General features: G+C 58.4%; 21 protein-coding genes (1 of these 21 only partly in view). 9 read left to right on the top strand and 12 right to left on the bottom strand.

The features are described 5' to 3' along the window. Positions 1-7 precede the first annotated feature (7 nt). Entirely contained in the window at positions 8-907 is a 900-nt protein-coding gene (locus JQ848_RS22220; RefSeq protein WP_003438128.1) for a D-hexose-6-phosphate mutarotase, read from the bottom strand. 58 nt (positions 908-965) lie between these two features. Next, positions 966-1367 (bottom strand): acyl-CoA thioesterase, encoded by a 402-nt coding sequence (locus JQ848_RS22215; RefSeq protein ID WP_003438129.1) that lies wholly within the window; start codon positions 1365-1367, stop codon positions 966-968. A 376-nt stretch (positions 1368-1743) separates the two neighbouring features. Between JQ848_RS22215 and JQ848_RS22210 the strand changes: the two genes are divergently transcribed. From JQ848_RS22210 to JQ848_RS22180, 7 genes are all read left to right on the top strand, one after another. Further along, complete coding sequence (locus JQ848_RS22210) at positions 1744-3033, top strand: MFS transporter (protein WP_003438131.1); 1290 nt, start codon at positions 1744-1746, stop codon at positions 3031-3033. Between the two features lie 165 nt (positions 3034-3198). Continuing rightward, positions 3199-4185: a phosphate ABC transporter substrate-binding protein PstS gene (locus JQ848_RS22205; RefSeq protein WP_003438133.1), complete on the top strand. Its 987-nt coding sequence runs from the start codon at positions 3199-3201 to the stop codon at positions 4183-4185. Between the two features lie 215 nt (positions 4186-4400). Next, positions 4401-6686, top strand: coding sequence for an ABC transporter permease subunit (locus tag JQ848_RS22200; protein ID WP_161720132.1), 2286 nt, complete (start codon positions 4401-4403; stop codon positions 6684-6686). Between the two features lie 15 nt (positions 6687-6701). Next, positions 6702-8372, top strand: a complete 1671-nt coding sequence (gene pstA, locus JQ848_RS22195; RefSeq protein ID WP_003438137.1) for a phosphate ABC transporter permease PstA — start codon at positions 6702-6704, stop codon at positions 8370-8372. 176 nt (positions 8373-8548) lie between these two features. Continuing rightward, positions 8549-9382, top strand: a complete 834-nt coding sequence (gene pstB / locus JQ848_RS22190; RefSeq protein ID WP_003438139.1) for a phosphate ABC transporter ATP-binding protein PstB — start codon at positions 8549-8551, stop codon at positions 9380-9382. Positions 9383-9492: 110 nt separating this feature from the next. After that, positions 9493-10254 carry a phosphate signaling complex protein PhoU gene (gene phoU, locus JQ848_RS22185; RefSeq protein WP_003438141.1) on the top strand — a complete coding sequence of 254 codons (762 nt, stop codon included), beginning with the start codon at positions 9493-9495 and terminating at the stop codon, positions 10252-10254. 162 nt (positions 10255-10416) lie between these two features. Continuing rightward, the gene (locus JQ848_RS22180) at positions 10417-11301 is read left to right on the top strand and encodes a response regulator (protein ID WP_010657070.1); all 885 of its coding nucleotides are present in this window, start codon (positions 10417-10419) and stop codon (positions 11299-11301) included. 81 nt (positions 11302-11382) lie between these two features. Here the strand turns inward: JQ848_RS22180 and JQ848_RS22175 are convergent, their stop codons facing one another. The 10 genes from JQ848_RS22175 to JQ848_RS22130 all read right to left on the bottom strand — a co-directional run bounded on the left by JQ848_RS22175 (position 11383) and on the right by JQ848_RS22130 (position 21170). Then, entirely contained in the window at positions 11383-13341 is a 1959-nt protein-coding gene (locus JQ848_RS22175) for a DUF7844 domain-containing protein (RefSeq protein WP_003438146.1), read from the bottom strand. Continuing rightward, on the bottom strand, positions 13338-13658 hold the full coding sequence (locus tag JQ848_RS22170) for a DUF2388 domain-containing protein (protein ID WP_010657071.1): 321 nt from the start codon (positions 13656-13658) through the stop codon (positions 13338-13340). Before JQ848_RS22170 ends, JQ848_RS22175 begins: the two co-directional genes overlap by 4 nt. A 26-nt stretch (positions 13659-13684) precedes the next feature. After that, positions 13685-13978, bottom strand: coding sequence for a DUF2388 domain-containing protein (locus tag JQ848_RS22165; RefSeq protein WP_003438149.1), 294 nt, complete (start codon positions 13976-13978; stop codon positions 13685-13687). Between the two features lie 147 nt (positions 13979-14125). Continuing rightward, the gene (locus JQ848_RS22160) at positions 14126-14443 is read right to left on the bottom strand and encodes a DUF2388 domain-containing protein (RefSeq protein WP_003438151.1); all 318 of its coding nucleotides are present in this window, start codon (positions 14441-14443) and stop codon (positions 14126-14128) included. A 301-nt stretch (positions 14444-14744) separates the two neighbouring features. Next, positions 14745-14960 (bottom strand): DUF1127 domain-containing protein, encoded by a 216-nt coding sequence (locus tag JQ848_RS22155; protein ID WP_003438153.1) that lies wholly within the window; start codon positions 14958-14960, stop codon positions 14745-14747. A gap of 317 nt (positions 14961-15277) precedes the next feature. Further along, a complete protein-coding gene (locus JQ848_RS22150; protein ID WP_003438154.1) occupies positions 15278-16768 on the bottom strand; it encodes an acetyl-CoA hydrolase/transferase family protein in 1491 nt (496 codons plus the stop codon). 180 nt (positions 16769-16948) lie between these two features. Next, positions 16949-18385 (bottom strand): NAD(P)(+) transhydrogenase (Re/Si-specific) subunit beta, encoded by a 1437-nt coding sequence (locus JQ848_RS22145; RefSeq protein ID WP_003438156.1) that lies wholly within the window; start codon positions 18383-18385, stop codon positions 16949-16951. Then, positions 18382-18705 carry an NAD(P) transhydrogenase subunit alpha part 2 gene (locus JQ848_RS22140; protein WP_003438157.1) on the bottom strand — a complete coding sequence of 108 codons (324 nt, stop codon included), beginning with the start codon at positions 18703-18705 and terminating at the stop codon, positions 18382-18384. Before JQ848_RS22140 ends, JQ848_RS22145 begins: the two co-directional genes overlap by 4 nt. Before the next feature lie 10 nt (positions 18706-18715). After that, positions 18716-19837 (bottom strand): Re/Si-specific NAD(P)(+) transhydrogenase subunit alpha, encoded by a 1122-nt coding sequence (locus tag JQ848_RS22135; protein ID WP_202211197.1) that lies wholly within the window; start codon positions 19835-19837, stop codon positions 18716-18718. Positions 19838-20273: 436 nt separating this feature from the next. Further along, entirely contained in the window at positions 20274-21170 is an 897-nt protein-coding gene (locus JQ848_RS22130; RefSeq protein WP_010657074.1) for a LysR family transcriptional regulator, read from the bottom strand. A gap of 157 nt (positions 21171-21327) precedes the next feature. On the opposite strand from JQ848_RS22130, the gene JQ848_RS22125 reads away from it, so the two are divergent. Both JQ848_RS22125 and JQ848_RS22120 read left to right on the top strand, forming a co-directional pair. Beyond that, positions 21328-22509 carry an acyl-CoA dehydrogenase gene (locus JQ848_RS22125; RefSeq protein ID WP_003438163.1) on the top strand — a complete coding sequence of 394 codons (1182 nt, stop codon included), beginning with the start codon at positions 21328-21330 and terminating at the stop codon, positions 22507-22509. 14 nt (positions 22510-22523) lie between these two features. Further along, a protein-coding gene (locus JQ848_RS22120) for a CaiB/BaiF CoA transferase family protein (protein WP_003438165.1) crosses the window boundary here: on the top strand, positions 22524-23594 show its 5' portion. The gene runs 150 nt beyond the window's last position; only the first 1071 of its 1221 coding nucleotides appear in the window; it begins with the start codon at positions 22524-22526; its stop codon lies beyond the right edge, outside the window.

Genomic DNA, 23594 nt, shown 5'->3' with positions numbered 1-23594 from the left:
TACAGGTTCAGGGTTTCAGGCGTTTGCTCGCAATACTGACACCCAGGGTATGGCTCGCACCCGGTTCCAGGGTGACCACGTCGTCCATCACGTTGGCGGTTTCGATGCAGAGCATGCGTTGCCAGCCATCATCGGCCATGTCGTCAAACTGTTCGGCCCGCTCGATCCACGGGTTCCAGATCACCGCCGTACGTGAGCCGCGGCTGGTGAGCTGAATACTGCGGTGCCAGTCGTTATCGACAATGCTCAGCTGCTGCGGGGCGTCGAGGTAGATGCGGTCGGTTTCGCCGCTGAAGGTCAAATCGCCGGTCTGGCGGATCTGTTTCCAGTCTTGCAGCGTGTCGATATACGTCAGTGCGTCCAGCCCTTCGACATGCACCCTGCGTACATCGCTGACCGCAAAATAGCTGTGCAGCGCCTGGCTGATGGTGACCGGAATATCACTGCGGTTATGGCTGGTGAGACTGATGTGCAGCTGCGTGTCCAGGCGAATGCTCAGGGTCAGTGCGACATCGTGTGGCCACCCGGGCAGGCCGCCTTCGACGTGGGGCAGGCCCAGTTCGATGTGCAGTGCTTCACCGGCATCGTCGAACTCAAGGAGCTCCCATTCGCGGGTGCGCACCAGCCCATGGGCCGTTGCCGGCTCGTCTGACTGACGCATGGCTTTTACGCTTTGCGGGTTGCGTTCAAAATTGCCAAACCACGGCCAGCAGACCGGGACGCCGGTGCGGATGCCTTTGCCTGCCTTGTACTGGGCCTTGTCGTTAAGCCAGATGATCGGCGGCTCATCGCCTACCTGATAACTGAGCACCTGGGCGCCCTGTTTGGCGACCAATAGTTGGGCCTGACCATGCTGGAAGTGCCAGCACTCCAGTTCGTCCAGGGTGACTGACTCAATGTGGTGCATGGCAGGCTCTCTATATCAGGGACTAGGACAGCAGTAGACAGGCAAAGCGCGGCGAGGTTTAACGGCGCGGCGGAACGGAGCGCGTGCGGCCGCTGCCATCGATGGCAACGAACACAAATACAGCTTCGGTGACTTTGCGCCATTCGCTGGACAGCGGGTCGTCGCTCCACACTTCGACCATCATCTGGATCGAGCTGCGGCCGATTTCCAGGGCCTGGGTGTAAAACGATAACTGGGCCCCGACTGCCACGGGCACCAGAAATGCCATGCGATCAATGGCAACCGTAGCCACACGGCCCCCGGCGACCTTGCTGGCCATTGCGGTGCCAGCGAGGTCCATTTGTGATACCAGCCAGCCGCCGAAAATATCGCCGAAACCGTTGGTTTCGCGCGGTAATGCGGTGATTTGCAAGGCCAAGTCACCTTGCGGGATTGGATCTTCTTGTTCGAGCTCTAGCATGCCTAAGGGCCTCTGACCCGTGATTCATCATGTGTATTGCGGGTGAATAAGCGTCATTAGAAAAACGATTCAGCCCGAACATACTACGTTCGTCACGTTCTTCATAAGCCGCACCAAGGGAAACTCTGCGGAATCAGCTGGTGAATGCCCTGCGAACGTTTCGCACAGCATTTTCAGAAGTCTCCAAATGTTTCTTACAGCCAACGAGTATATCGATCACTGGCTTGGCCGACGACCTTCGGATTCTGCTTTTTAAGCGAGGCGTGCGTCTAGCTCTGTGCTTTTGTAAACAATTTGTTATCTTTCAAAACCTGCCCAGCCCCTGCCGGCGTAGTTGCAGCTTTTTGCCGAGCCCAAATAAGAGAAGCAATACTCCATGATCACAGAGCCTTCCAGTGCTGCACCGCCGTCGCGGCCGTTAACCCGTAATGACTATAAAACCTTGTCGCTGTCTGCTTTGGGCGGTGCGCTGGAGTTTTACGATTTCATCATCTTTGTATTTTTTGCCACCGTGGTCGGCAAGCTGTTCTTCCCGGCGGACATGCCGGAGTGGCTGCGCCTGATGCAAACCTTCGGCATTTTTGCTGCGGGTTATCTGGCACGGCCGCTGGGTGGCATTGTCATGGCGCACTTCGGCGACCTGCTGGGGCGCAAGAAGATGTTCACTTTGAGCATCTTCATGATGGCGGTGCCGACCCTGATCATGGGCTTGCTGCCGACTTATGCACAGATCGGCATGTGGGCGCCGATTCTGTTGCTGCTGATGCGCGTGATTCAGGGCGCGGCGATTGGCGGTGAAGTGCCGGGCGCCTGGGTGTTTGTGGCCGAGCATGTTCCGCCGCGTCACGTGGGCTATGCCTGCGGCACCCTGACCTGCGGCCTGACGGCGGGCATTTTGCTCGGTTCGTTGATGGCCACTGCGATCAATACGATCTACACCCCGGCGGAAGTGGCCGATTACGCGTGGCGAATCCCTTTCCTCATGGGGGGGGTGTTCGGACTGTTTTCGGTGTATCTGCGGCGCTGGTTGCACGAAACCCCGGTGTTCGCCGAGTTGCAGCTGCGCAAGGCCCTGGCTGCAGAAGTGCCGCTCAAGACCGTGTTGCGTGATCATCGCGGCGCAATTGTGATTTCGATGCTGCTGACCTGGTTGCTGTCTGCCGGGATCATCGTGGTCATATTGATGACGCCGACCGTGCTGCAAACCGTGTACGGTTTTTCTGCCACCACCTCATTGCAAGCCAACAGTCTGGCCATCGTCTTTTTGAGCTTGGGCTGTATTGCTTCGGGGGCACTGGCTGACCGCTTTGGTGCCGGCAAAGTCTTCGTGCTGGGTTGCGCCGGACTGCTGATCACCTCGTGGACCTTCTACCACAGCCTGTTGCAGCACCCGGACTGGTTGTTTCCCCTGTACGCCTTGAGCGGATTATTTGTAGGCACCATCGGCGCTGTGCCCTATGTGATGGTCAAAGCCTTTCCGGCGGTGGTGCGTTTCAGTGGCCTGTCTTTTTCCTACAACCTGGCCTACGCCATCTTTGGTGGCCTGACCCCGATGGCCGTAACCCTGCTGCTTAAAGAAAGCCCGATGGGCCCGGCGTACTACGTGGCAATCATCTGCACCATGGGCTTGCTGGTCGGTGCCTACTTGTGGAAAAAGGGCCGCTGATCGAGCCGGCCTCGTCGTCACACATAATTAGCCTCTCCAGAAAGGCCATCATTTGTAAACAATGATGGCCTTTCATCCAATTGTCACAATCGGTTCATAGAGTGGTCACATGGCCTGAAGATACTGGCCCCCGATTCATCTAACCCCGTTTGTTAGGAGTAAGGCATGAAACTGAAGCGTGTGATGGCGGCCCTGACTTTTGTTGCCGCTGGCGTTGCGACTGCCAATGCGGTTGCCGTTGGTGTTGACCCGGCTATTCAGCCCTACGTGAAGACCACCGGTGTGTCGGGGAATCTGTCCAGCGTTGGTTCCGATACCCTGGCGAACCTGATGACCCTGTGGGCTGAGGCTTACAAAAAAGAATACCCGAACGTGAACATCCAGATTCAGGCTGCCGGTTCTTCGACCGCGCCACCTGCGATTACTGAAGGCACCGCCAACCTGGGCCCGATGAGCCGCAAGATGAAGGACAACGAACTGGCTGCCTTCGAGCAGAAGTTCGGCTACAAGCCGACCGCCATCCCGGTGGCTGTTGATGCCCTGGCGGTATTTGTCCACAAGGACAACCCGATCAAGCACCTGACCATGGAGCAGGTTGACGCGATTTTCTCGTCGACCCGTTTGTGCGGCGCCAAAGCTGACGTTAAAACCTGGGGCGACCTGGGTGTGACCGGCGATCTGGCGAACAAGCCGGTTCAACTGTTTGGTCGTAACTCGGTATCCGGCACTTATGGCTACTTCAAGGAAGAAGCCCTGTGCAAAGGCGACTACAAGCCAAACGTGAACGAACAGCCGGGTTCCGCTTCGGTGGTTCAGTCCATTAGCAGCTCGCTGAACGGCGTGGGCTACTCGGGCATCGGTTACAAAACCGCCAGCGTGAAAACAGTGCCTCTGGCTAAAAAGGGCAGCACCGAGTTCATTGAAGACACCGAAGAAAACGCATTGAACGGCAAATACCCGTTGTCGCGTTTCCTCTACGTGTATGTGAACAAGGCACCGAACAAGCCGCTGAACCCGCTGGAAGCCGAGTTCATCAAGCTGGTGTTGTCCAAGCAGGGCCAGGAAGTGGTCGTGAAAGACGGCTATATCCCGCTGCCAGCCAAAGTCGCTGCCAAAGCACTGGCTGACCTGGGCTTGAAAGAAGGCGCATAAACCAGAGCTCTGTAGTCGCTGACGAAGGCTGCGGCAAGGTCCGAAGGGCCTTCAAAAACGGGTCTGCTACGCAGCCCGTCGTAGCCTCCGGCAGCCGCTACAGGCGCTCCTGATTCACCTCATTTTTCGCTCCGCTGCCAGCACCACTGGGCGGCGGATTTTCTGCGTCACTGCTTTGTCATCTTTCTGTCATACAGGATCGCTAGGGTGTGCGCATGAATGATCTGGCCAATTCCCCAATGACTACGACATCCGCTCCCAAGCGCATTGATTTCAATACCCCTGAACTCAAGCGCAAGCGTCGCATCCGCGCGCTAAAAGACCACCTGACCCGCTGGTATGTATTTATCGGCGGTCTTGCCGTGCTCGGCGCGATCACCCTGATTTTCTTCTTCCTCGGCTATGTCGTGTTCCCGCTGTTTCAGGGCGCAGACCTCAATGCCAAGCAGGCGCTGACTCCGGTATGGATGCAGGATGCCGGCAAGCCGCTGATGATTTCCGTCGAGGAGCAGAATCAGGTCGGTATGCGTGTGTCCGACAAGGGCATGGTGCTGTTCTTTAACGCCAAAACGGGCGACGAGTTGTCGCGGGTCAACTTGCCGTTGCCTGCGGGCACACAAGTGACGTCGATCGGTGAAGACCAGCCGGGTAATCCGGTGGTGGTCCTGGGCCTGTCCAACGGTCAGGCCCTGGTGTTCCGTCACAGCTACCGTGTCAGCTACCCGGATAACAAAAAGACCATCACCCCGGCCATTGAATACCCCTATGGCGAAACGCCGATTGTGCTCGACCCCCAGGGCCGTGCGCTGGATCACGTGAACCTCAGCGTGAACGATTCGACGCTGGTGCTGGCGGGCTCGAGCGGTGCGCAGTTGAACGTGCTGTCGATGGTCAGCGAAGAAAACATGATGACCGGCGAGGTCACGAATTCCGAGACCCGCATCGACCTGCCGCAAATGACCGAACAGGTTAAAGCGCTCTACGTCGACCCGCGCCAGCAGTGGCTGTATGTGGTTAACGGGCGGGCGCAAGCCGATGTGTTCAGCCTGCGCGACAAGAGCCTCAACGGGCGCTACAAGCTGGCTGATGACGCCACGACAGAGATCACCGCCAGTACCCAGTTGGTGGGTGGTATCTCGCTGATCTTCGGCGACTCCAGGGGTGGTCTGAGCCAATGGTTCATGGCGCGCGATCCGGATGGCGAGCAACGCTTCAAGCACATCCGCAGTTTCCAGATGGGCACCTCGCCGATTGTCGAGATCACCGCCGAACAACGTCGCAAAGGCTTCCTGGCCCTGGACGCTGCTGGTGAAATCGGTGTGTTCCACAGCACCGCGCATCGCACCCTGCTGGTCGAAAAAATTGCTGAAGGCCCCGGCATCATGGCGTTGTCGCCACGAGCCAACCGCATCATCGTGGAAGAGGGCGGCAAGCTGCTGCCACTGACCCTGAAAAACCCGCACCCGGAAGTGTCCTGGAGCGCGTTGTGGAGCAAGGTCTGGTACGAGAACTACGACGAACCTAAATACGTTTGGCAGTCGACGGCTGCCAACACCGACTTCGAACCGAAAATGAGCCTTGCGCCATTGACCTTCGGTACGTTGAAGGCGGCGTTCTACGCCATGTTGCTGGCCGCTCCGCTGGCTGTTGCTGCCGCGATCTACACCGCTTACTTCATGGCCCCGAGCCTGCGGCGCAAGGTCAAGCCGGTGATCGAGCTGATGGAAGCGATGCCCACGGTAATCCTGGGCTTCTTCGCCGGTCTGTTCCTGGCGCCTTATGTCGAGGGCCATCTCCCGGGGATTTTCAGCCTGCTGATGCTGATGCCCATCGGCATCCTGGTGGCGGGTTTCACCTGGAGCCGCCTGCCTGAGTCGATCCGCCTGCGGGTGCCGGACGGCTGGGAAAGCATGATCCTGATCCCGGTGATTCTGTTTGTGGGCTGGCTGTCGCTGTATATGAGCCCGTATATGGAAGCCTGGTTCTTCGGCGGCGACATGCGCCTGTGGATCTCCCACGACCTGGGCATCACTTACGACCAGCGCAATGCTCTGGTGGTGGGTCTGGCGATGGGCTTTGCGGTCATCCCGAACATCTACTCGATTGCCGAAGACGCCGTGTTCAGCGTGCCGCGTGGCCTGACCCTGGGCTCGCTGGCGCTGGGTGCCACACCGTGGCAGACCATGACCCGGGTGGTCATCCTGACCGCCAGCCCGGGGATTTTCTCGGCGCTGATGATCGGCATGGGCCGTGCGGTAGGCGAGACCATGATTGTGTTGATGGCCACCGGCAACACCCCGGTCATGGAAATGAACCTGTTCGAAGGTTTGCGCACATTGGCGGCGAACGTAGCGGTGGAAATGCCGGAGTCGGAAGTGGGCGGCAGTCATTACCGCGTGCTGTTCCTCTCGGCGCTGGTACTGCTGCTGTTCACCTTCGTCATGAACACCCTCGCCGAGCTGATTCGTCAGCGTCTGCGCAAGAAATATTCGTCGCTTTAAGGAAGGTAGAAGTCTGTGAAACAGAACTCCCTCAAAGGTTGGTTCAAGAGCGGCGCTCCCGGCGTCTGGATCAGCGGTGGTGCGGTTTCCATCGCGGTCATCATGACCATCGGTTTGTTGTCGGTCATCGCGGTGCGTGGTCTGGGTCACTTCTGGCCGGCAGACCTGGTGCACGCGCAGTACGACGTACCGGGTAATGCCAATCACGTGCTGATCGGCGAGGTGGTGCAAAAGGAAGAAGTACCGCGCGAGCGTCTTAAAAGCGCCGGCCTGCCGGTGCCCGATCAAGGCCCCGAGTTCATGACGCGGGAGCTGATCAAGGTCGGTAACCGTGACCTGAACGGCAACGACTTCACTTGGGTGGTCGGCGAGTGGCTGACCAACCAGTCCACGCCGCCGGAGCTGATGGCCATCGAGCGCCGCGAATGGGGCAATTTTTACGGCTATCTGGTCAACGTGAAAGAAAACGGCAAAGTAATCGCCGAAGGTGCTGCGGCCTGGCCTGAACTGCAAGCCCGGGTCAAACGTATCAATGAACTGGCGGCACAACTCAGCCAGCTGGAAAAGAAAGACATCGGTGCGATCAACTACGGGCTGGAGCGTATCCGCCTGCATGGTCGCAAGCTGGAGCTGGACGGCAAGCTCACCCCGCAAGCGCAAGCTGACATGGAGTCGGAACGGGCCGAACTGAACGCCCGCTACAAAGCCATCGAAGAGCGTTTGGGGGACTTGCACGCGCAGTTCAATCGCGACAGCCTCACGGCCCGCGACGCCAACGGTAAAGAGCTGGAAATCAGCATCGGCAAGGTGGTCAAGGCCTACCAGCCGAACGCGATGAACAGCTGGCAGAAGCTGGGGATGTATTTCAGCAATATCTGGGAGTTCCTCACTCAGGACCCCCGTGAAGCCAACACTGAAGGCGGGATCTTCCCGGCAATTTTCGGCACCGTGATGATGACCCTGATCATGGCCGTGATCGTCACGCCGTTCGGGGTGCTGGCGGCGGTGTATCTGCGCGAATATGCCAAGCAAAACACCCTGACCCGGGTGATCCGCATTGCGGTCAACAACCTGGCCGGTGTCCCGGCCATTGTGTACGGCGTGTTTGGGCTGGGCTTCTTTGTGTATGTATTGGGCGGCTCGGTGGACCGGCTGTTCTTCGCCGAAGCACTGCCGGCGCCGACCTTTGGTACGCCGGGCCTGATGTGGGCCTCGCTGACCCTGGCGCTGCTGGCGGTGCCGGTGGTGATCGTGGCCACTGAAGAAGGGCTGGCGCGTATTCCGCGTACCGTTCGCGAAGGCTCGCTGGCGCTGGGTGCCACCAAATCCGAGACCTTGTGGAAGATCGTGCTGCCGATGGCCAGCCCGGCCATGATGACCGGCATGATCCTCGCGGTGGCCCGTGCGGCCGGTGAAGTGGCGCCGCTGATGCTGGTGGGCGTGGTCAAGCTGGCCCCGTCGCTGCCGCTGGATGGCAACTATCCGTACCTGCACCTTGACCAGAAGATCATGCACCTGGGCTTCCATATTTATGACGTGGGCTTCCAGAGCCCCAATGTCGAAGCCGCACGCCCGCTGGTATACGCCACCGCGCTGCTGCTGGTACTGGTGATCGCAACGCTTAACTTGTCGGCGGTATGGATTCGTAACCACCTGCGCGAGAAGTACAAGGCGCTGGAAAGCTGATTGATACACGTAAGGGTCATGTGGGAGCTTGCCAGCGATGGCATCGCGACGGTTCAGATGTACACCGCGTTGTCCGGATCGCCGGCAAGCCGGCTCCCACAATAATCATGTAAACCTCTGGCCCTGATAAGCGGCCAGAGGTAAGCGAAATGAATTTTTAGCGTATGGAGCAACCCATGCAGCATGAATCTCCCACCCACGGCATCAACATGTCAGCCCTGGGCCGCAGCAAACAGAGCCTGAGCCTGGCTGACGAAGCCGTCGCCATTGAAGTACCGGGCCTGAACCTTTACTACGGTGAAAAACAGGCGCTGTTCGACGTCAGCCTGAACATCCCCAAGCAACGGGTTACCGCGTTTATCGGCCCGTCGGGTTGCGGCAAGTCCACCTTGCTGCGCACCTTCAACCGGATGAACGATCTGGTGGACGGTTGCCGTGTCGAGGGCGAGATCAACCTGTACGGCAACAACATCTACCGCAAGGGCGAGGATGTGGCCGAGTTGCGTCGGCGCGTCGGCATGGTGTTCCAGAAACCCAACCCGTTCCCCAAGACCATCTACGAAAACGTGGTCTACGGTCTGCGGATCCAGGGCATCAACAAAAAGCGCGTGCTCGACGAAGCGGTAGAGTGGGCACTCAAGGGCGCGGCGCTGTGGGATGAGGTCAAGGACCGTCTGCACGAGTCGGCCCTGGGTCTGTCCGGCGGCCAGCAACAGCGTCTGGTGATTGCCCGTACCATCGCAGTTGAGCCTGAAGTACTGCTGCTCGATGAGCCGTGCTCGGCACTCGACCCGATCTCGACCCTGAAAGTCGAAGAGCTGATCTACGAGCTCAAGTCCAAGTTCACCATCGTGATCGTGACCCACAACATGCAGCAGGCAGCCCGGGTTTCGGACTACACCGCGTTCATGTACATGGGCAAGATGGTTGAGTACGGCGACACCGATACCTTGTTCACCAACCCGGCCAAGAAACAGACCGAAGACTACATCACCGGGCGCTATGGCTAGCAGCAGCTGCAGCCGTTGGCCTCAAGCGGCAAGTAAATGCAGTTTGGCGTAACGACACAATCAACTTGCAGCTTGAAGCTGGTCGCTTGAAGCTTTTGCGGAGCAAAACCATGATTTCAAAGGATGGCCTCACCCATCACATTTCCGCGCAGTTCAACGCGGAACTCGAAGACGTACGCAGTCACTTGCTGGCTATGGGCGGCCTGGTGGAGAAACAGGTCAACGATGCCGTCACGGCGTTGATCGAGGCCGACTCGGGCCTGGCCCAACAGGTGCGCGAGATAGACGATCAGATCAATCAGATGGAGCGCAACATCGACGAAGAATGCCTGCGCATTCTGGCCCGTCGCCAGCCGGCAGCCTCTGACCTGCGCCTGATCATCAGTATCTCCAAGTCAGTGATCGACCTGGAGCGCATCGGTGACGAAGCGACCAAGATCGCTCGCCGTGCCATTCAGCTGTGTGAAGAAGGTGAGGCGCCCCGGGGTTATGTCGAAGTGCGGCACATCGGCGATCAGGTACGCAACATGGTGCGTGATGCACTGGATGCGTTCGCCCGCTTCGATGCCGACCTCGCGCTGTCGGTAGCCCAGTACGACAAAATCATCGATCGCGAGTACAAGACCGCACTGCGCGAACTGGCCACTTACATGATGGAGGACCCGCGTTCGATCTCGCGTGTGTTGAGCATCATCTGGGTTCTGCGTTCGCTGGAGCGTATTGGCGACCATGCGCGCAATATCTCCGAGCTGGTGATTTATCTGGTGCGCGGCACGGACGTGCGGCACATGGGCCTCAAGCGCATGCGCGAAGAAGTTGAAGGCACAGGCGGTGATAAAGCTAATGTTGTGCAGTCTGCTGACGATAAATAAGACTGCCTGAGATAAAAAACGCCCGGCTCTAGCCGGGCGTTTTGGTTTTTGGCATTCATATTCAAGGCGCTCTGCGAACGTTAATGCCGTTGGGGTGCCTGTCGGTCTTGGCACATTGCTTTGAATGCGGGCAGGGTGGTCAGGATTTTAAAGGAGCAGTCGATGAGCAAGGTCAGTGTGCTGGTGGTGGATGACGCGTCGTTTATTCGCGATCTGGTTAAAAATTGCCTGCGTAACTATTTTCCGGGCATCAGGACCGAAGACGCAGTCAATGGCCGTAAAGCCCAGGCATTGCTGACCCGTGAGACTTTCGATCTGGTGCTGTGCGACTGGGAAATGCCGGAGATGTCCGGCCTTGAACTGCTGACCTGGTGCCGTGAGCAGGATCATCTGAAAACCCTGCCGTTCATTATGGTGACCAGCCGCGGGGACAAGGAAAATGTGATTCAGGCGATTCAGGCCGGGGTCTCAGACTTTGTCAGCAAGCCCTTCACCAACGAGCAGTTGTTGACCAAGGTGAAGAAGGCTTTTGCCAAGGCGGGTTTGCTGGATGCCGTGATGAGCAGTGCACCTGCACGCTTGAGCAGCGCCTTCGGTAACGACTCGCTGAATGCACTGACCGGTGGCAAGGCCCAAGTAATCACCCCGGCTCCTGCTGCGGCTGCACGTCCGGTGGCGCCAGCAGCAAAACCTGCCGCTCAGGTGCCGGCTGGTCGGGGTCAAGGGCAGCTGCGCCTGGCCAGCGGCACCCAGGCGTGCGTGATCAAGGCCCTGAGCCTCAAGGAAGCGCTGCTGGTGGTGCGTCGCGGTGAAGTGCTGCCTCAGGTATTGGCCAGTGCGGTACTGGACCTTGAGCAGGGCGAGAACGCCGAGGTTGCGCGCCTCAATGGCTATCTGCATGCCATCGTGGCTTACGAGCCCAGGCCGGACAGTGACTGGTTGCAACTGACGTTCCGCTTTGTCGATCAGGATGCCGAGAAAATGAACTACCTCTCGCGGCTGATCGCCCACGGCACCGTGCAGAAGCACTTTGTGCCGGGAGCCTGAGATACGCCGGGCAAGTCCTGCAGGAGCGAGCTGTTTTCAGCCAGGCTAAAGAGCTCGCTCCTGCAGGGGGGGTTAGCAGAATCAGGGCAGTTGCAACCCGCCTGACGCTTTATGAATCGCCCGCAAGTGCTCGCCGATCTGTTTGACGTTGGCTTCGGTGGCAGCAATTTCCGCCGCCCGGGCCGGTTCAAGCAGGCCGCGCACTTCCTGGTCCAGGTCAGTGGTCAGGCGCAGCAGTTGCTGCTGGCGCTGGCTGCTTTCGGACTGGAGCACTTCCCACTCTTTGGCTTGCGGCAGGCCATAACCACTGCTGCCGAGCAACTCGGCCGGGCGGCTGAGAAAGCCGCTGGTGGCGAGAATCTGCTGCAGGGTTTTATTGGCTTTATCCATGCCGCCATCCTTGAGCCCGCGGGCGCCCAGGTACTTTTGCTTGACCTCGTCCTGGGCCAGCAGCAGTTGTCGACGAAAGCTGGCCTGCTCAAGCAATAACAGCGCAGCACTCGAGCGCAGGTCCGCCTTCTCGATCCACGGCCGGCGTTCGTCGGCATTCAGGGCCAGCCAGTCTTCAACCGTGGTCTGTTTGATTGGCAGGCGGGTTTTGAGCACGTCGAACATGGCTTGATAGCGGTCGCGGTAGGAGTCAAACCGGTAACCCAGGCGCAGGGCCTCTTTCGGATCCTCCAGCACGCTGGTGTCGGCCAGCCCGCGGCCCTCAAGCACTTCAAGCAGGCCATTGGGCACGATGCTGTCGAGCCCTTTGAGCTGGCTATTGTCGCTACCGCTGCGCAGCAGCTTCAGGGTTTCCACCGCGCAGTTGTTGGAGATGAAGTAATAGTTGCCGTCATAGCTCCAGTGCATCTCGGCAGCGTGCTCAACCACTTCTTCAATTTCGGGGCGGCTCAACTTGAGCGGCACCGAAGCCAGGCTGCGCAGTTCGGTCTTGGTGTATTCGTCGATAACCTGGGCCAGTGGCAACACAAACAAGCGTGACGGGTAAGCCCCGGTCAGGCCGTCCCAGCTTGAAAGCTGTACGTCATTGACGAATGCCCGGTAGGACAGAACCAGGTGTTCTTGCAGGTCGAGGCGACAGTCCGGGCCGCGCGGGCGTCCGGGGGCGCAGATCACCAGGCGCAGCATGCTGTGGCCCCAGCGGCTGGCCCACTCCTGGTTGGCCTCGGCCAGCAGGTAGTCGACGGCGTAGACCCGCTCCGGGTCGACGGTGCCCAGGGGCTGCAGGGCAAAGTCGTTACCGGCGTTGAGGAAGGCGAAGCCTTTGGGGCATTCGTCCCTGGCCGCCGGGGCCCAGCCGAAATGCGCCTTGTAGTAGCGGTAGAGGGCTGGGCGGCGACAGGCGTAGGCCGGGTCGAGGAGGAAGTACTCCATGTTGACCGCTACAAACTCTTTGGGGTTGGTGACTTCGTAAAGGTCCGGGCTGCGAACGATCTGGTGGTTGTCTTGCTCGCGCTCGCCACGGCGTCCGACATATTGCTGCCAGCCGGCCAGGTCGAGCAGCCGTGGATCATCGCTGAGGGTGAAGCGGCGTTCGGTCTGGCCGCGGCATTGATCGGGCAGGCCAATGATTCCGGAGCTGTTGCTTTGTCTGCTGCAGCGCAGGATCAGGCTGCGCTCTGCGGCGGGCCAGAGTCGGGCGCGGTCGTAGATGTGGGTCAGTTCGTGCAGCACAGTGGCGAGCATTTCCCGGCGCACGGTGCCGTGGGGACGGTTGGTCTGCAGGGTGGCGGCAGAACCGTCGGTCAGCCCGGCCAGCAGCTTGCGATTGAGGTCCAGCTCTGACACCAGCGACGCCTGGCCGTAGGCATTGCTTGGCATGTCATCGGTCCAGCCCACCAGAATCTGTCGGTCCAGCTGCTCGATAAAACGCGGTGGCAGGCTCTGCATGGCCTCGTCCAGCAGAGCCTGGCTGGCCTGTTGTTCAGCCGGGCTCAGGCCTTCGGTCTTGAGTTGCAGATGCAGAGCGGCCTGGGCACTGCCCGCAAGCAGCAGGCCACAAACGAAGAACCAGCGCGTTAACCGCCTCACAGTGCGAGTATGGCTTCGGCGAGGACCTGGTCGCTGGCGGTACGGGCTTCGGGGACACGCTCACGCAGGGTGCTGAAGGCTGATTCCAGCTGCACACCGCGAATGTCGCCCTGGCTGGCAACGAAAGTGGCGGCGTCATCCTGAGCCTCGCGCACGACTTTGGAGTCGCGGATCGAGGTGGTGGTGTCCGAGGTGAAGTCAATGGTGCGGCCAAAGGCCCGCACAATGATGTTGCTGGTCTGGACCAGGGTCTGTGCCTGTGCCACGTCGGCGAGCAGCAAAAGACCCAGGGTCGCGACAATTAAAGGGCTACGCATGAAACATCTCCAGAAAATGCGGGTATTTATTGGACGAGAATTGCTTGTGCCAGTTCAAGGTCGCTGACACTCAATTCTGGATGACTCCGGCGCAGGCAGCGCAAGGCAGATTCCAGCTGCGCTCCTCGCAGTTGGCCGTCACTGGCAATGAAGACGCCAGCATCATCCTGGGCGGCACGTATCAGTTTGTGATCAAAGGGCGCGGACGTCACTTTACTGGTGACGTAACCACTGAGCACCACATTCTGGGTGGTCAGATCGAAGGCATGGGCTGTGTGTGTCCAGCAGAGTGCAAGCAGAGCTAAAGAGGAAAAGCGCATGGGTCTCGAGGCAGTTGGAATGAGACTCAAGGCTAGCGTAATGGCCGGGGCAGAGCCAGCGCGAGGCGGGGTTCTTCATGAAGCGGCGCAGCGCAGTGTTTCTTCTGCGGGCAAGCCTGCCCCACAGGGGGCAGGCGTATCCGAAAATCAAATGGTCAGGATTGCCTGGGCCAGTTGAGCGTCGGTGGCCTGCAACTGTGGTGCTTGCTGGCGGATGGCCTCGAATGCGCTTTCCAGTTTCACACCGCGAATGGTTCCTTCGCTGGCTACAAAGCTGGCGGCGTCGTCACGTGCAGCACGCACGATCTTGTTGTCGCGGAACGAACCGGTGGCGTCGGACGTCAGGTCGGAAGTGGCCTTGAGGGTGCCCACGATGCTATCGGTGGTAACGATAAAGCTTGAGGCATTGGCGCTTGCAGCAAGGGTCAGCAAGGCAGCGGCGCTAAACAGACGAAGGGTGGGCATGGTGAGACTCCAAAACATGAGCTTATTAAAATAGACGCTTATGGCTCGAATAGTAGGCGCAGGGCAGCGCTGAGCAAAGGATGTTTTGCCGATTGGAGTACGCAAAGTGCTTTGGATCAAGTATTTGTGTAACTGTACCTGTCTGTTTTAATGTTTTTAGAAGCTGTACCTGTCTGGCTATGGCCTCTTAAAAATTCGCCCCATAAACGACAAAACCCGTCAGCGGTAATCCGCGACGGGTTCTGTTTTTTCAATTCAGGGTGCTGGCGATAGACCGGTGGTCAGGGCCAGCGAGCGCTCATTAGCGCCAGAACGGCTTGCTCAGCTCTTCGTAACGCTGTGCTTCGCTAATCCCGGCATCAGCCAGAAGACGCGAGTCCAGGCGAGCCAGTTGATGGCGGCTGGAGATTCGGCGCTGCCACAACATCAAGTTGGCAAGAACGCGCAAAGGCATGGAAGCCTGGTTGTTTACTGTGTTGCTTTCGTTGAACAGATCGGAACTGAGTGTACGTTCCATGACGGCATCCTTCCGCTTGTGGCGGCATTGGCTAGTGGTTTAACTGATGCCAATGATCCTCTTCTGTGTCCATACACAGTAGATACAGTTCAACTGTATTGCGATGGGCCAGTTAACTGTTTAGGGGTGCTGTACGGCCATAAATGAGCACAACTGTACCTGTCAGCACCAATGTGGTGCGAAACGGACTGTTTTGGCAGGGGGAAGGCGGGGAAGGGCCATGAATTGACCGGTACAGTAGTACAGTTTTTGAAATTTACGCCAAAAAAAGCCGCTGGCAAATAGTGTTTTTTGTCAGCGGCTGTCTAGAACGGGAGTTACGGCAGCATTTTCCCGGTTTCTTCGAGGTTGATATGCCAGCTCAGGGCTTCACGCAGTATGTGCGGCGTGTGGCCGCCAATAGCGCAGGCTTTGTTGAAGTAATCGTTCAGCGCTTCGCGGAAGTCCGGGTGCACGCAGTTGTCGATGATGACCCGTGCGCGCTCGCGTGGGGCCAGGCCACGCAGGTCGGCCAGGCCCTGCTCGGTGACCAGGATGTCGACGTCGTGCTCGGTGTGGTCGACGTGGCTGACCATCGGCACAACGCTGGAAATAGCTCCGGCTTTGGCAATCGACTTGGTAACGAAGATCGCCAGGTGTGCGTTGCGGGCGAAGTCACCCGAGCCACCGATGCCGTTCATCATCCGCGTGCCGCAAACGTGGGTGGAGTTGACGTTGCCGTAGATGTCGAACTCGAGTGCGGTGTTGATTCCGATGATGCCCAGGCGGCGAACCACTTCCGGGTGATTGGAGATCTCTTGCGGGCGCAGGACCAGTTTGTCCTTGTAGCGCTCGAGGTTGCCGAACACGTCGGCATTGCGACGGCTGGACAGGGTGATCGAGCTGCCCGAAGCAAAGCTCATCTTGCCAGCGTCGATCAGATCGAAGGTCGAGTCCTGCAGTACTTCGGAGTACATGGTCAGGTCTTCGAACGGCGAGTCGATCAGGCCGCACATTACCGCATTGGCAATGTTGCCGATGCCTGCCTGCAGCGGACCAAGCTTGTTGGTCATGCGCCCTTCTTCAACTTCCTGCTTGAGGAAATTGATCAGGTGGAAGGCGATACCGTCGGTTTCGCTGTCCGGCTCGGACACGGTGGACGGAGAGTCCGGCTTGTTGGTGATCACGATGGCGACGATTTTTTCCGCCGGGATCGGGATCGCGGTGCTACCGATGCGGTCGTCGACTTTGACCAGCGGGATCGGTGTACGCGTCGGACGGTAGGTCGGAATGTAGATGTCGTGCAGACCTTCCAGATTCGGGTTGTGCGCCATGTTGATTTCGACAATCACCTGTTTGGCGAAAATCGCGAAGCTGGCGGAATTGCCTACGGAGGTCGTTGGAACGATATGACCTTGCTCGGTAATTGCGACGGCCTCGATAACGGCGATGTCCGGCAGGGTCAGTTGCTTGTTGCGCAATTGCTCGACGGTTTCGGACAAATGCTGATCGATGAACATCACTTCGCCGGCGTTAATGGCCTTGCGCAGGGTGCTGTCGACCTGGAACGGCATGCGCCGAGCCAGTACGCCGGCTTCAGTCAATTGCTTGTCGAGGTCGTTGCCCAGGCTGGCGCCGGTCATCAGGGTGATTTTCAGCGGCGACAGCTTGGCGCGTTCGGCCAATGCCTGGGGGACGGCCTTGGCTTCGCCGGCACGGGTAAAACCGCTCATGCCGACGGTCATGCCGTCTTTGATAAGGTCGGCGGCTTCTGCGGCGCTCATGACCTTGTCGTGTAGGGAAGTTAGGCGAATACGTTCACGGTACATGGATTGTTATCTCGGGCAACGGAAGCAAGAGGCGCAGTCTATTCATTTTCAGAGCCTTTCGTCCCGCTACCATGGTCGAATGCCAGCGGCCGATTTAGAGCCTTTGGTCGGGTTCTTTATAAATAGAAAAACCCCGGCCAATTCAGCTCCGGGGTTCTCGGTGTTGCAGGGGCGGGGATGTTACTCGACCGCTTTAACCATATCTTCAATAACTTTCTTCGCGTCGCCGAAGACCATCATTGTTTTATCCAGATAAAACAATTCGTTATCCAGACCGGCATAGCCGCTAGCCATGGACCGTTTGTTAACGATGACGGTTTTGGCTTTATAGGCTTCGAGGATCGGCATGCCGGCAATCGGCGATTTAGGATCGTTCTTGGCCGCCGGGTTGACCACGTCGTTGGCGCCCAGTACCAGCACCACGTCGGCCTGGCCGAACTCGGAGTTGATGTCTTCCATCTCGAACACCTGGTCGTAAGGCACTTCTGCCTCGGCCAGCAGTACGTTCATGTGGCCGGGCATGCGGCCCGCTACCGGGTGAATGGCGTACTTCACGGTCACGCCGCGATGGGTCAGCTTCTCGGTCAGTTCTTTAAGTGCATGCTGGGCCCGTGCCACAGCCAGGCCATAGCCCGGGACGATGATCACGGTGTCGGCGTTCATCAGCAGGAACGTGGCGTCGTCAGCCGAGCCGGATTTCACCGGGCGCGCTTCTTTCGAGCCTGCCGGGCCTGCGGTATCGACTGCGCCACCGAAGCCGCCGAGGATCACGTTGAAGAACGAGCGGTTCATCGCCTTGCACATGATGTACGACAGGATCGCACCCGAAGAGCCGACCAGCGAGCCGGCAATGATCAGCATCGAGTTGTTCAGCGAGAAGCCGATGCCTGCCGCTGCCCAGCCGGAGTAGCTGTTAAGCATCGAGACCACGACCGGCATGTCGGCGCCGCCAATCGGGATGATGATCAGCACGCCCAGTACGAACGCCAATGCCAGCATCAGTGCGAAGGCATTGAGGTTGCCGGTCAGCATAAAGGTGATGCCCAGTGCCAGCGTGGCCAGGCCCAGTACCAGATTCAGTTTGTGTTGACCGTTGAACTGTACCGGTGCGCCCTGGAACAGGCGGAACTTGTATTTGCCCGAGAGCTTGCCGAAGGCGATGACCGAACCGGAGAAGGTAATGGCACCGATGGCCGCGCCGAGGAACAGTTCCAGACGGTTACCGGCAGGGATGGCGTCGCCCAGATGTTTGACGATGCCCAGCGATTGCGGCTCTACCACTGCAGCGATGGCAATGAAGACTGCCGCGAGGCCGATCATGCTGTGCATGAAAGCGACCAGCTCAGGCATTTTGGTCATTTCGACACGTTTGGCCATGATCGAGCCTGCGGTGCCGCCTACCAGCAGGCCGACAATCACGTAGCCGATGCCTGCGGTCGCAATTTCGCTGCCCAGTTTGTAGATCAGGCCGACGGTGGTGATTACCGCCAGACCCATGCCAAGCATGCCGAAGAAGTTGCCGCGGCGTGAGGTGGTCGGGTGCGACAGGCCTTTCAGCGCCTGAATAAAGCAGATCGATGCAACCAGATAAAGAACAGTGACCAGGTTCATGCTCATGGCTTGCGCACCTCTTCTTTGGCTTTAGGTGCTTTCTTCTTGAACATTTCCAGCATGCGCCGGGTGACCAAAAATCCACCGAATACGTTTACGGCTGCCAGTGCGACCGCCAGGGTGCCCATGGTTTTACCCAGTGGCGTGACCGTCAGTGCGGCGGCAAGCATGGCGCCCACGATCACAATGGCGGAGATGGCGTTGGTGACGGCCATCAGGGGCGTGTGCAATGCAGGGGTTACGTTCCAGACCACGTGATAACCGACATAGATAGCCAGCACGAAGATGATCAGGTTGTAGATACCGGGGGAGATGAGCTCTTCCATGTTTTTATCCTCAGCCGTTTTTGCGCACGACTTGACCGTCGCGGCACATCAGGCACGCGGCGACGATGTCGTCTTCAAGGTTGATCTGGAACTGCCCTTCAGGGGTGAAGACCAGCTTGAGGAAGTCCAGCAGGTTGCGGGCGTAGAGCGCGGAGGCGTCTGCGGCAACCATGGCAGGCAGGTTGGTGTAGCCGACGATGGTGACCCCGTGCTCGACCACGACCTGGTCGGCAACGGTCAGCGGGCAGTTGCCGCCCTGGGCCGCTGCCAGATCGATGACCACAGAACCGGGCTTCATTTGCGCGACGGTTTCTGCACTCAGCAACACAGGTGCCTTGCGTCCCGGAATCAGTGCGGTGGTGATAACAATGTCGGCCTGCTTGGCGCGTTCGTGAACGGCCAGAGCCTGGCGCTGCATCCAGCTGGCAGGCATTGGTCGGGCATAACCGCCGACGCCGACGGCGCATTCGCGTTCTTCGTCGGTTTCGTAGGGTACGTCGACAAATTTGGCGCCCAGGGATTCGATCTGCTCTTTAACCGCAGGTCGTACATCCGACGCTTCGATGACGGCACCCAGGCGCTTGGCGGTGGCAATCGCCTGCAGACCCGCAACACCGGCACCCAGGATCAGCACCCGTGCAGCTTTAACGGTTCCGGCGGCGGTCATCAGCATCGGCATGAAGCGCGGATAGTGGTGAGCGGCGACCAGAACTGCCTTGTAACCGGCAATGTTGGCCTGGGATGACAGCACATCAAGACTTTGCGCACGGGATGTACGGGGGGCGGCTTCAAGAGAGAAGGCGGTGATCCCGCGTTCGGCCAGTTTGGCAATGGTTTCATTGCTGAACGGGTTGAGCATGCCAATCAGTACGGTGCCGCTACTGATCAGGGCCAGTTCGCTGTCGTTCGGGGCGACGACTTTCAGAATCAGCTCGGCGCTGAATGCATCTGTGGCGCTGCCAATAGTCGCGCCTGCAGCTTCATAGGCGCTGTCAATAACGCTGGCATTAACACCGGCGCCACTTTGAACAGTCACCTTATGGCCTTGGCCGATCAGCTTCTTGATGGTTTCGGGGGTTGCAGCAACCCGCGTTTCACCCGGTTGGGTTTCGAGAGGAACACCAATGTGCACGTCATATCTCCTGCGTGATCTTTTATAAGAAAGCCAGCGCACTACGGGTGGTGCATCTGGGGCGGCCGATCAGCACGACCCCGCCTGAATGCAGGTGGGGCGGGGCATTCTGCCGTCGATTTTTTTGGCCTTCAAGAACTTATGGAGGGTGACGGGATATTAACTACAAGTCATGCAGTGACCGAATGTCGCAAGGGTCAGCTGCAGCCCTTTGAATACATGGCCTGTAATGATTTGAGGGGGTTTTTGAGTTTTTTTCAGATTTCTTTTGGTTATCGCAGCATAACTTTCGGAAATACCCTGCAGGCCGCGTGGTTACTGCCTTGCAGGTTTGTCCAGTTAGACAAAAGTAACGAGTGTAAAATAGCGACATTTGCTTATATATGTAGTGCTTTTTTATGCGTCACTACATAGTTTGTCCGGACGATGCGGGGAGTCAGGTAAGGCTGTAGATCGCGGCCTGCTTGATCAGCCAGTCGCGAAAGGCCTGCAGAGAGGCCGATTCAATTTTGCGCTCGGGGATCATTAAGTAGTAAGCCTTGGTGCTGGAAAGCGGGCGTTCATTGGCAATTACCAGGCGCTTCTCGGCCAGTTCGCGCTGAATCAGAAAAGGCGGGATCAGGGCTACCCCCATGTCGTGCATGGCGGCCTGGGCCAGCATCGAAAAAAGCTCATAACGTGCGCCGGTCATGTCGCGTGGCACGTTCATGTCCTGTGCGTTAAACCACTGTCGCCAGGCGTAGGGGCGAGTGGTTTGTTGCAGCAGGGGCAGTTCTGCGAGGGTTTCTGCGCTCAGATGTTGGGCTGCACCCAGTAAAGAAGGGCTGCATACCGGTACCGGGTTTTCACCCATCAGGCGGTAGGACGATGTGCCGGACCAGTCGGCATCACCGAAGTAGATGGCCGCGTCAAAATCGGTGTCGGCGAACAGGAAGGGGCGTGTTCGGTTGGTCAGGTTGACCGTGACGTCCGGGTGTTGTTGCTGAAAGTCCTTCAGGCGGGGTAGCAGCCATTGCGTGCCGAAGGTAGGGACAAGGGCCAGTTCAATGGTGTTGGCGCCTTGTTGGCCCATGACGGACAGGGTGTCCCGTTCTACTGCATCCAGTTGAGTTGCAACCCGCCGACTGTAGGAAAGGCCAGCTTCGGTCAGCTTTACCCCGCGTTTGGAGCGTCTGAACAGTTCTACGCCAATGAACGATTCGAGGCTGGCTATCTGTCGGCAAATGGCCCCTTGGGTGAGAGATAGTTCTTGTGCGGCCTTGGTGAAGCTTTCGTGGCGCGCCGCTGCCTCAAAGCTGATCAGGGCTGTGGTGCTGGGGATTTTGCGGCGCATGTACGACATCCTCACTAAAGACGGCCATAAATGGCTTTTTCATCGGCTACAGAGTGAGAAATTATCACAACAGGGTGCGTAATCCTCGTTTGTCCTTCTATTAAGGGCGGCCTAGGATCGATCTACGACATTTGATCTATTTCACGAGGGTTCTCTGATGGCGGGTAAAGCAAGCTTCAACTGGATTGATCCACTGTTGCTGGATCAGCAACTGACTGAAGAGGAGCGCATGGTGCGCGACAGCGCTGAGCAATTTGCCCAGGACAAGCTGGCGCCGCGTGTTCTTGAAGCTTTCCGTAATGAGAAGACCGACCCGGCGATCTTTCGTGAGATGGGTGAGACAGGTTTGCTGGGGGCGATGATCCCTGAGCAGTACGGCGGCAGCGGTCTGAACTATGTCAGCTACGGTCTGATTGCCCGTGAAGTAGAGCGGGTCGACTCGGGTTATCGCTCAATGATGAGCGTGCAGTCGTCTCTGGTGATGGTTCCGATCAATGAGTTTGGTACTGAGGCGCAGAAGCAGAAGTATCTTCCCAAGCTGGCCTCGGGTGAATGGATTGGCTGCTTTGGTCTGACAGAGCCGAACCATGGTTCCGACCCGGGTGCGATGATTACCCGTGCTCGCTCTGTGGATGGCGGCTACAGCCTGACGGGCAGCAAGATGTGGATCACCAACAGCCCGATCGCGGATGTGTTTGTGGTTTGGGCCAAGGATGATGAAGGCGACATTCGTGGCTTTGTTCTGGAAAAAGGCTGGAAGGGTCTGAGCACGCCTGCGATTCACGGCAAGGTTGGTTTGCGTGCATCCATCACGGGCGAAATCGTTATGGATAACGTGTTTGTGCCTCAAGAGAATATCTTTCCGGATGTTCGCGGTCTGAAGGGGCCTTTTACTTGCCTCAACTCGGCGCGTTACGGGATCTCGTGGGGTGCATTGGGTGCTGCCGAGTTCTGCTGGCACACCGCGCGTCAGTACACCCTGGATCGCCATCAATTTGGGCGGCCTTTGGCAGCGACTCAGCTGATTCAGAAAAAGCTGGCTGACATGCAGACCGAGATTACCCTGGCGTTGCAAGGCTGCCTGCGTCTGGGGCGGATGAAGGATGAAGGCACTGCGGCGGTGGAGATTACATCGATCATGAAGCGCAACTCGTGCGGCAAGTCGCTGGATATCGCCCGTATGGCTCGCGACATGTTGGGCGGCAACGGTATTTCCGATGAGTTCGGCGTGGCGCGTCACCTGGTCAACCTGGAAGTAGTGAATACCTATGAAGGGACGCATGACGTGCATGCCTTGATTCTTGGGCGTGCGCAGACCGGTCTTCAGGCGTTCTATTAACAGGAGCTCGGCTCATGGGTGCTTTGTCGCATTTGCGGGTGCTGGATTTGTCGCGGGTTCTCGCCGGGCCGTGGGCGGGGCAGATACTTGCTGACCTCGGGGCTGAGGTCATCAAGGTCGAGCGCCCCGGCAATGGTGATGACACACGTGCCTGGGGGCCGCCGTTCCTGAAGGATGCGTATGGCGAGAGTACGGGGGAGGCAGCGTATTACCTGTCGGCCAATCGTAACAAGCAGTCAGTGACGATCGACTTCACCAAGCCGGAAGGTCAGCGACTGGTGCGAGAACTGGCTGCGAAGTCCGACATCTTGATCGAAAACTTCAAGGTTGGCGGGCTGGAGGCCTACGGGTTGGACTATGGGTCGCTCAAGGCGTTGAATCCAGAGTTGATCTACTGCTCGATTACCGGGTTTGGACAGACCGGGCCTTACGCCAAGCGGGCCGGGTATGACTTTATGATTCAGGGTCTGGGCGGCCTGATGAGTTTGACTGGTCGGCCTGAGGGCGACGAGGGTGCGGGGCCGGTAAAGGTTGGTGTGGCGCTGACGGATATATTGACTGGTCTTTACTCGACGGTGGCAATTCTGGCGGCCCTGGCCCATCGGCAGCAGGGTGGCCGCGGTCAGCATATTGATATGGCGCTGCTGGATGTGCAGGTGGCTTGCCTGGCGAATCAGGCGATGAACTATCTGACTACAGGTGTCGCTGCGCAGCGCCTTGGCAATGCTCATCCTAATATCGTGCCGTATCAGGATTTTCCTACGGCCGATGGCGACTTCATCCTTACGGTGGGTAACGACAGTCAGTTTCGCAAGTTTGCTGAAGTGGCTGGTCGGCCCGAGTGGAGTGATGACCCGCGTTTTGCGAGTAACAAGCAGCGTGTCGCCAATCGCGCAGTGCTGGTGCCCCTTATAAGGCAGGCAACAGTTTTCAAGACTACGGCTGAGTGGGTGTCGCAGCTGGAGGCGGTTGGCGTGCCGTGCGGGCCAATCAATGATTTGGCGCAGGTCTTTGCAGATCCGCAGGTCCAGGCGCGTGGGCTGTCTATGCAACTGCCCCATGCGCTGGCTGGCCTGGTGCCGCAG

The sequence above is a fragment of the Pseudomonas paraversuta genome, assembly GCF_904067025.1.
GTDB classification, from domain to species: Bacteria; Pseudomonadota; Gammaproteobacteria; order Pseudomonadales; family Pseudomonadaceae; genus Aquipseudomonas; species Aquipseudomonas paraversuta.
This window is presented reverse-complemented; position numbering and strand designations above follow the sequence as displayed.

What these genes read in the sequence shown, in the direction of transcription:
- JQ848_RS22170 (WP_010657071.1), bottom strand. Translation starts at nt 13,658, where the DNA reads ATGCGTAGCCCTTTAATTGTCGCGACCCTGGGTCTTTTGCTGCTCGCC.
- pstB (WP_003438139.1), top strand. Translation starts at nt 8,549, where the DNA reads ATGCAGCATGAATCTCCCACCCACGGCATCAACATGTCAGCCCTGGGC.
- JQ848_RS22150 (WP_003438154.1), bottom strand. Translation starts at nt 16,768, where the DNA reads ATGTACCGTGAACGTATTCGCCTAACTTCCCTACACGACAAGGTCATG.
- JQ848_RS22210 (WP_003438131.1), top strand. Translation starts at nt 1,744, where the DNA reads ATGATCACAGAGCCTTCCAGTGCTGCACCGCCGTCGCGGCCGTTAACC.
- JQ848_RS22125 (WP_003438163.1), top strand. Translation starts at nt 21,328, where the DNA reads ATGGCGGGTAAAGCAAGCTTCAACTGGATTGATCCACTGTTGCTGGAT.
- JQ848_RS22165 (WP_003438149.1), bottom strand. Translation starts at nt 13,978, where the DNA reads ATGCGCTTTTCCTCTTTAGCTCTGCTTGCACTCTGCTGGACACACACA.
- JQ848_RS22130 (WP_010657074.1), bottom strand. Translation starts at nt 21,170, where the DNA reads ATGCGCCGCAAAATCCCCAGCACCACAGCCCTGATCAGCTTTGAGGCA.
- phoU (WP_003438141.1), top strand. Translation starts at nt 9,493, where the DNA reads ATGATTTCAAAGGATGGCCTCACCCATCACATTTCCGCGCAGTTCAAC.
- JQ848_RS22205 (WP_003438133.1), top strand. Translation starts at nt 3,199, where the DNA reads ATGAAACTGAAGCGTGTGATGGCGGCCCTGACTTTTGTTGCCGCTGGC.
- JQ848_RS22220 (WP_003438128.1), bottom strand. Translation starts at nt 907, where the DNA reads ATGCACCACATTGAGTCAGTCACCCTGGACGAACTGGAGTGCTGGCAC.
- JQ848_RS22180 (WP_010657070.1), top strand. Translation starts at nt 10,417, where the DNA reads ATGAGCAAGGTCAGTGTGCTGGTGGTGGATGACGCGTCGTTTATTCGC.
- JQ848_RS22145 (WP_003438156.1), bottom strand. Translation starts at nt 18,385, where the DNA reads ATGAGCATGAACCTGGTCACTGTTCTTTATCTGGTTGCATCGATCTGC.
- JQ848_RS22215 (WP_003438129.1), bottom strand. Translation starts at nt 1,367, where the DNA reads ATGCTAGAGCTCGAACAAGAAGATCCAATCCCGCAAGGTGACTTGGCC.
- JQ848_RS22155 (WP_003438153.1), bottom strand. Translation starts at nt 14,960, where the DNA reads ATGGAACGTACACTCAGTTCCGATCTGTTCAACGAAAGCAACACAGTA.
- JQ848_RS22160 (WP_003438151.1), bottom strand. Translation starts at nt 14,443, where the DNA reads ATGCCCACCCTTCGTCTGTTTAGCGCCGCTGCCTTGCTGACCCTTGCT.
- JQ848_RS22140 (WP_003438157.1), bottom strand. Translation starts at nt 18,705, where the DNA reads ATGGAAGAGCTCATCTCCCCCGGTATCTACAACCTGATCATCTTCGTG.
- JQ848_RS22200 (WP_161720132.1), top strand. Translation starts at nt 4,401, where the DNA reads ATGAATGATCTGGCCAATTCCCCAATGACTACGACATCCGCTCCCAAG.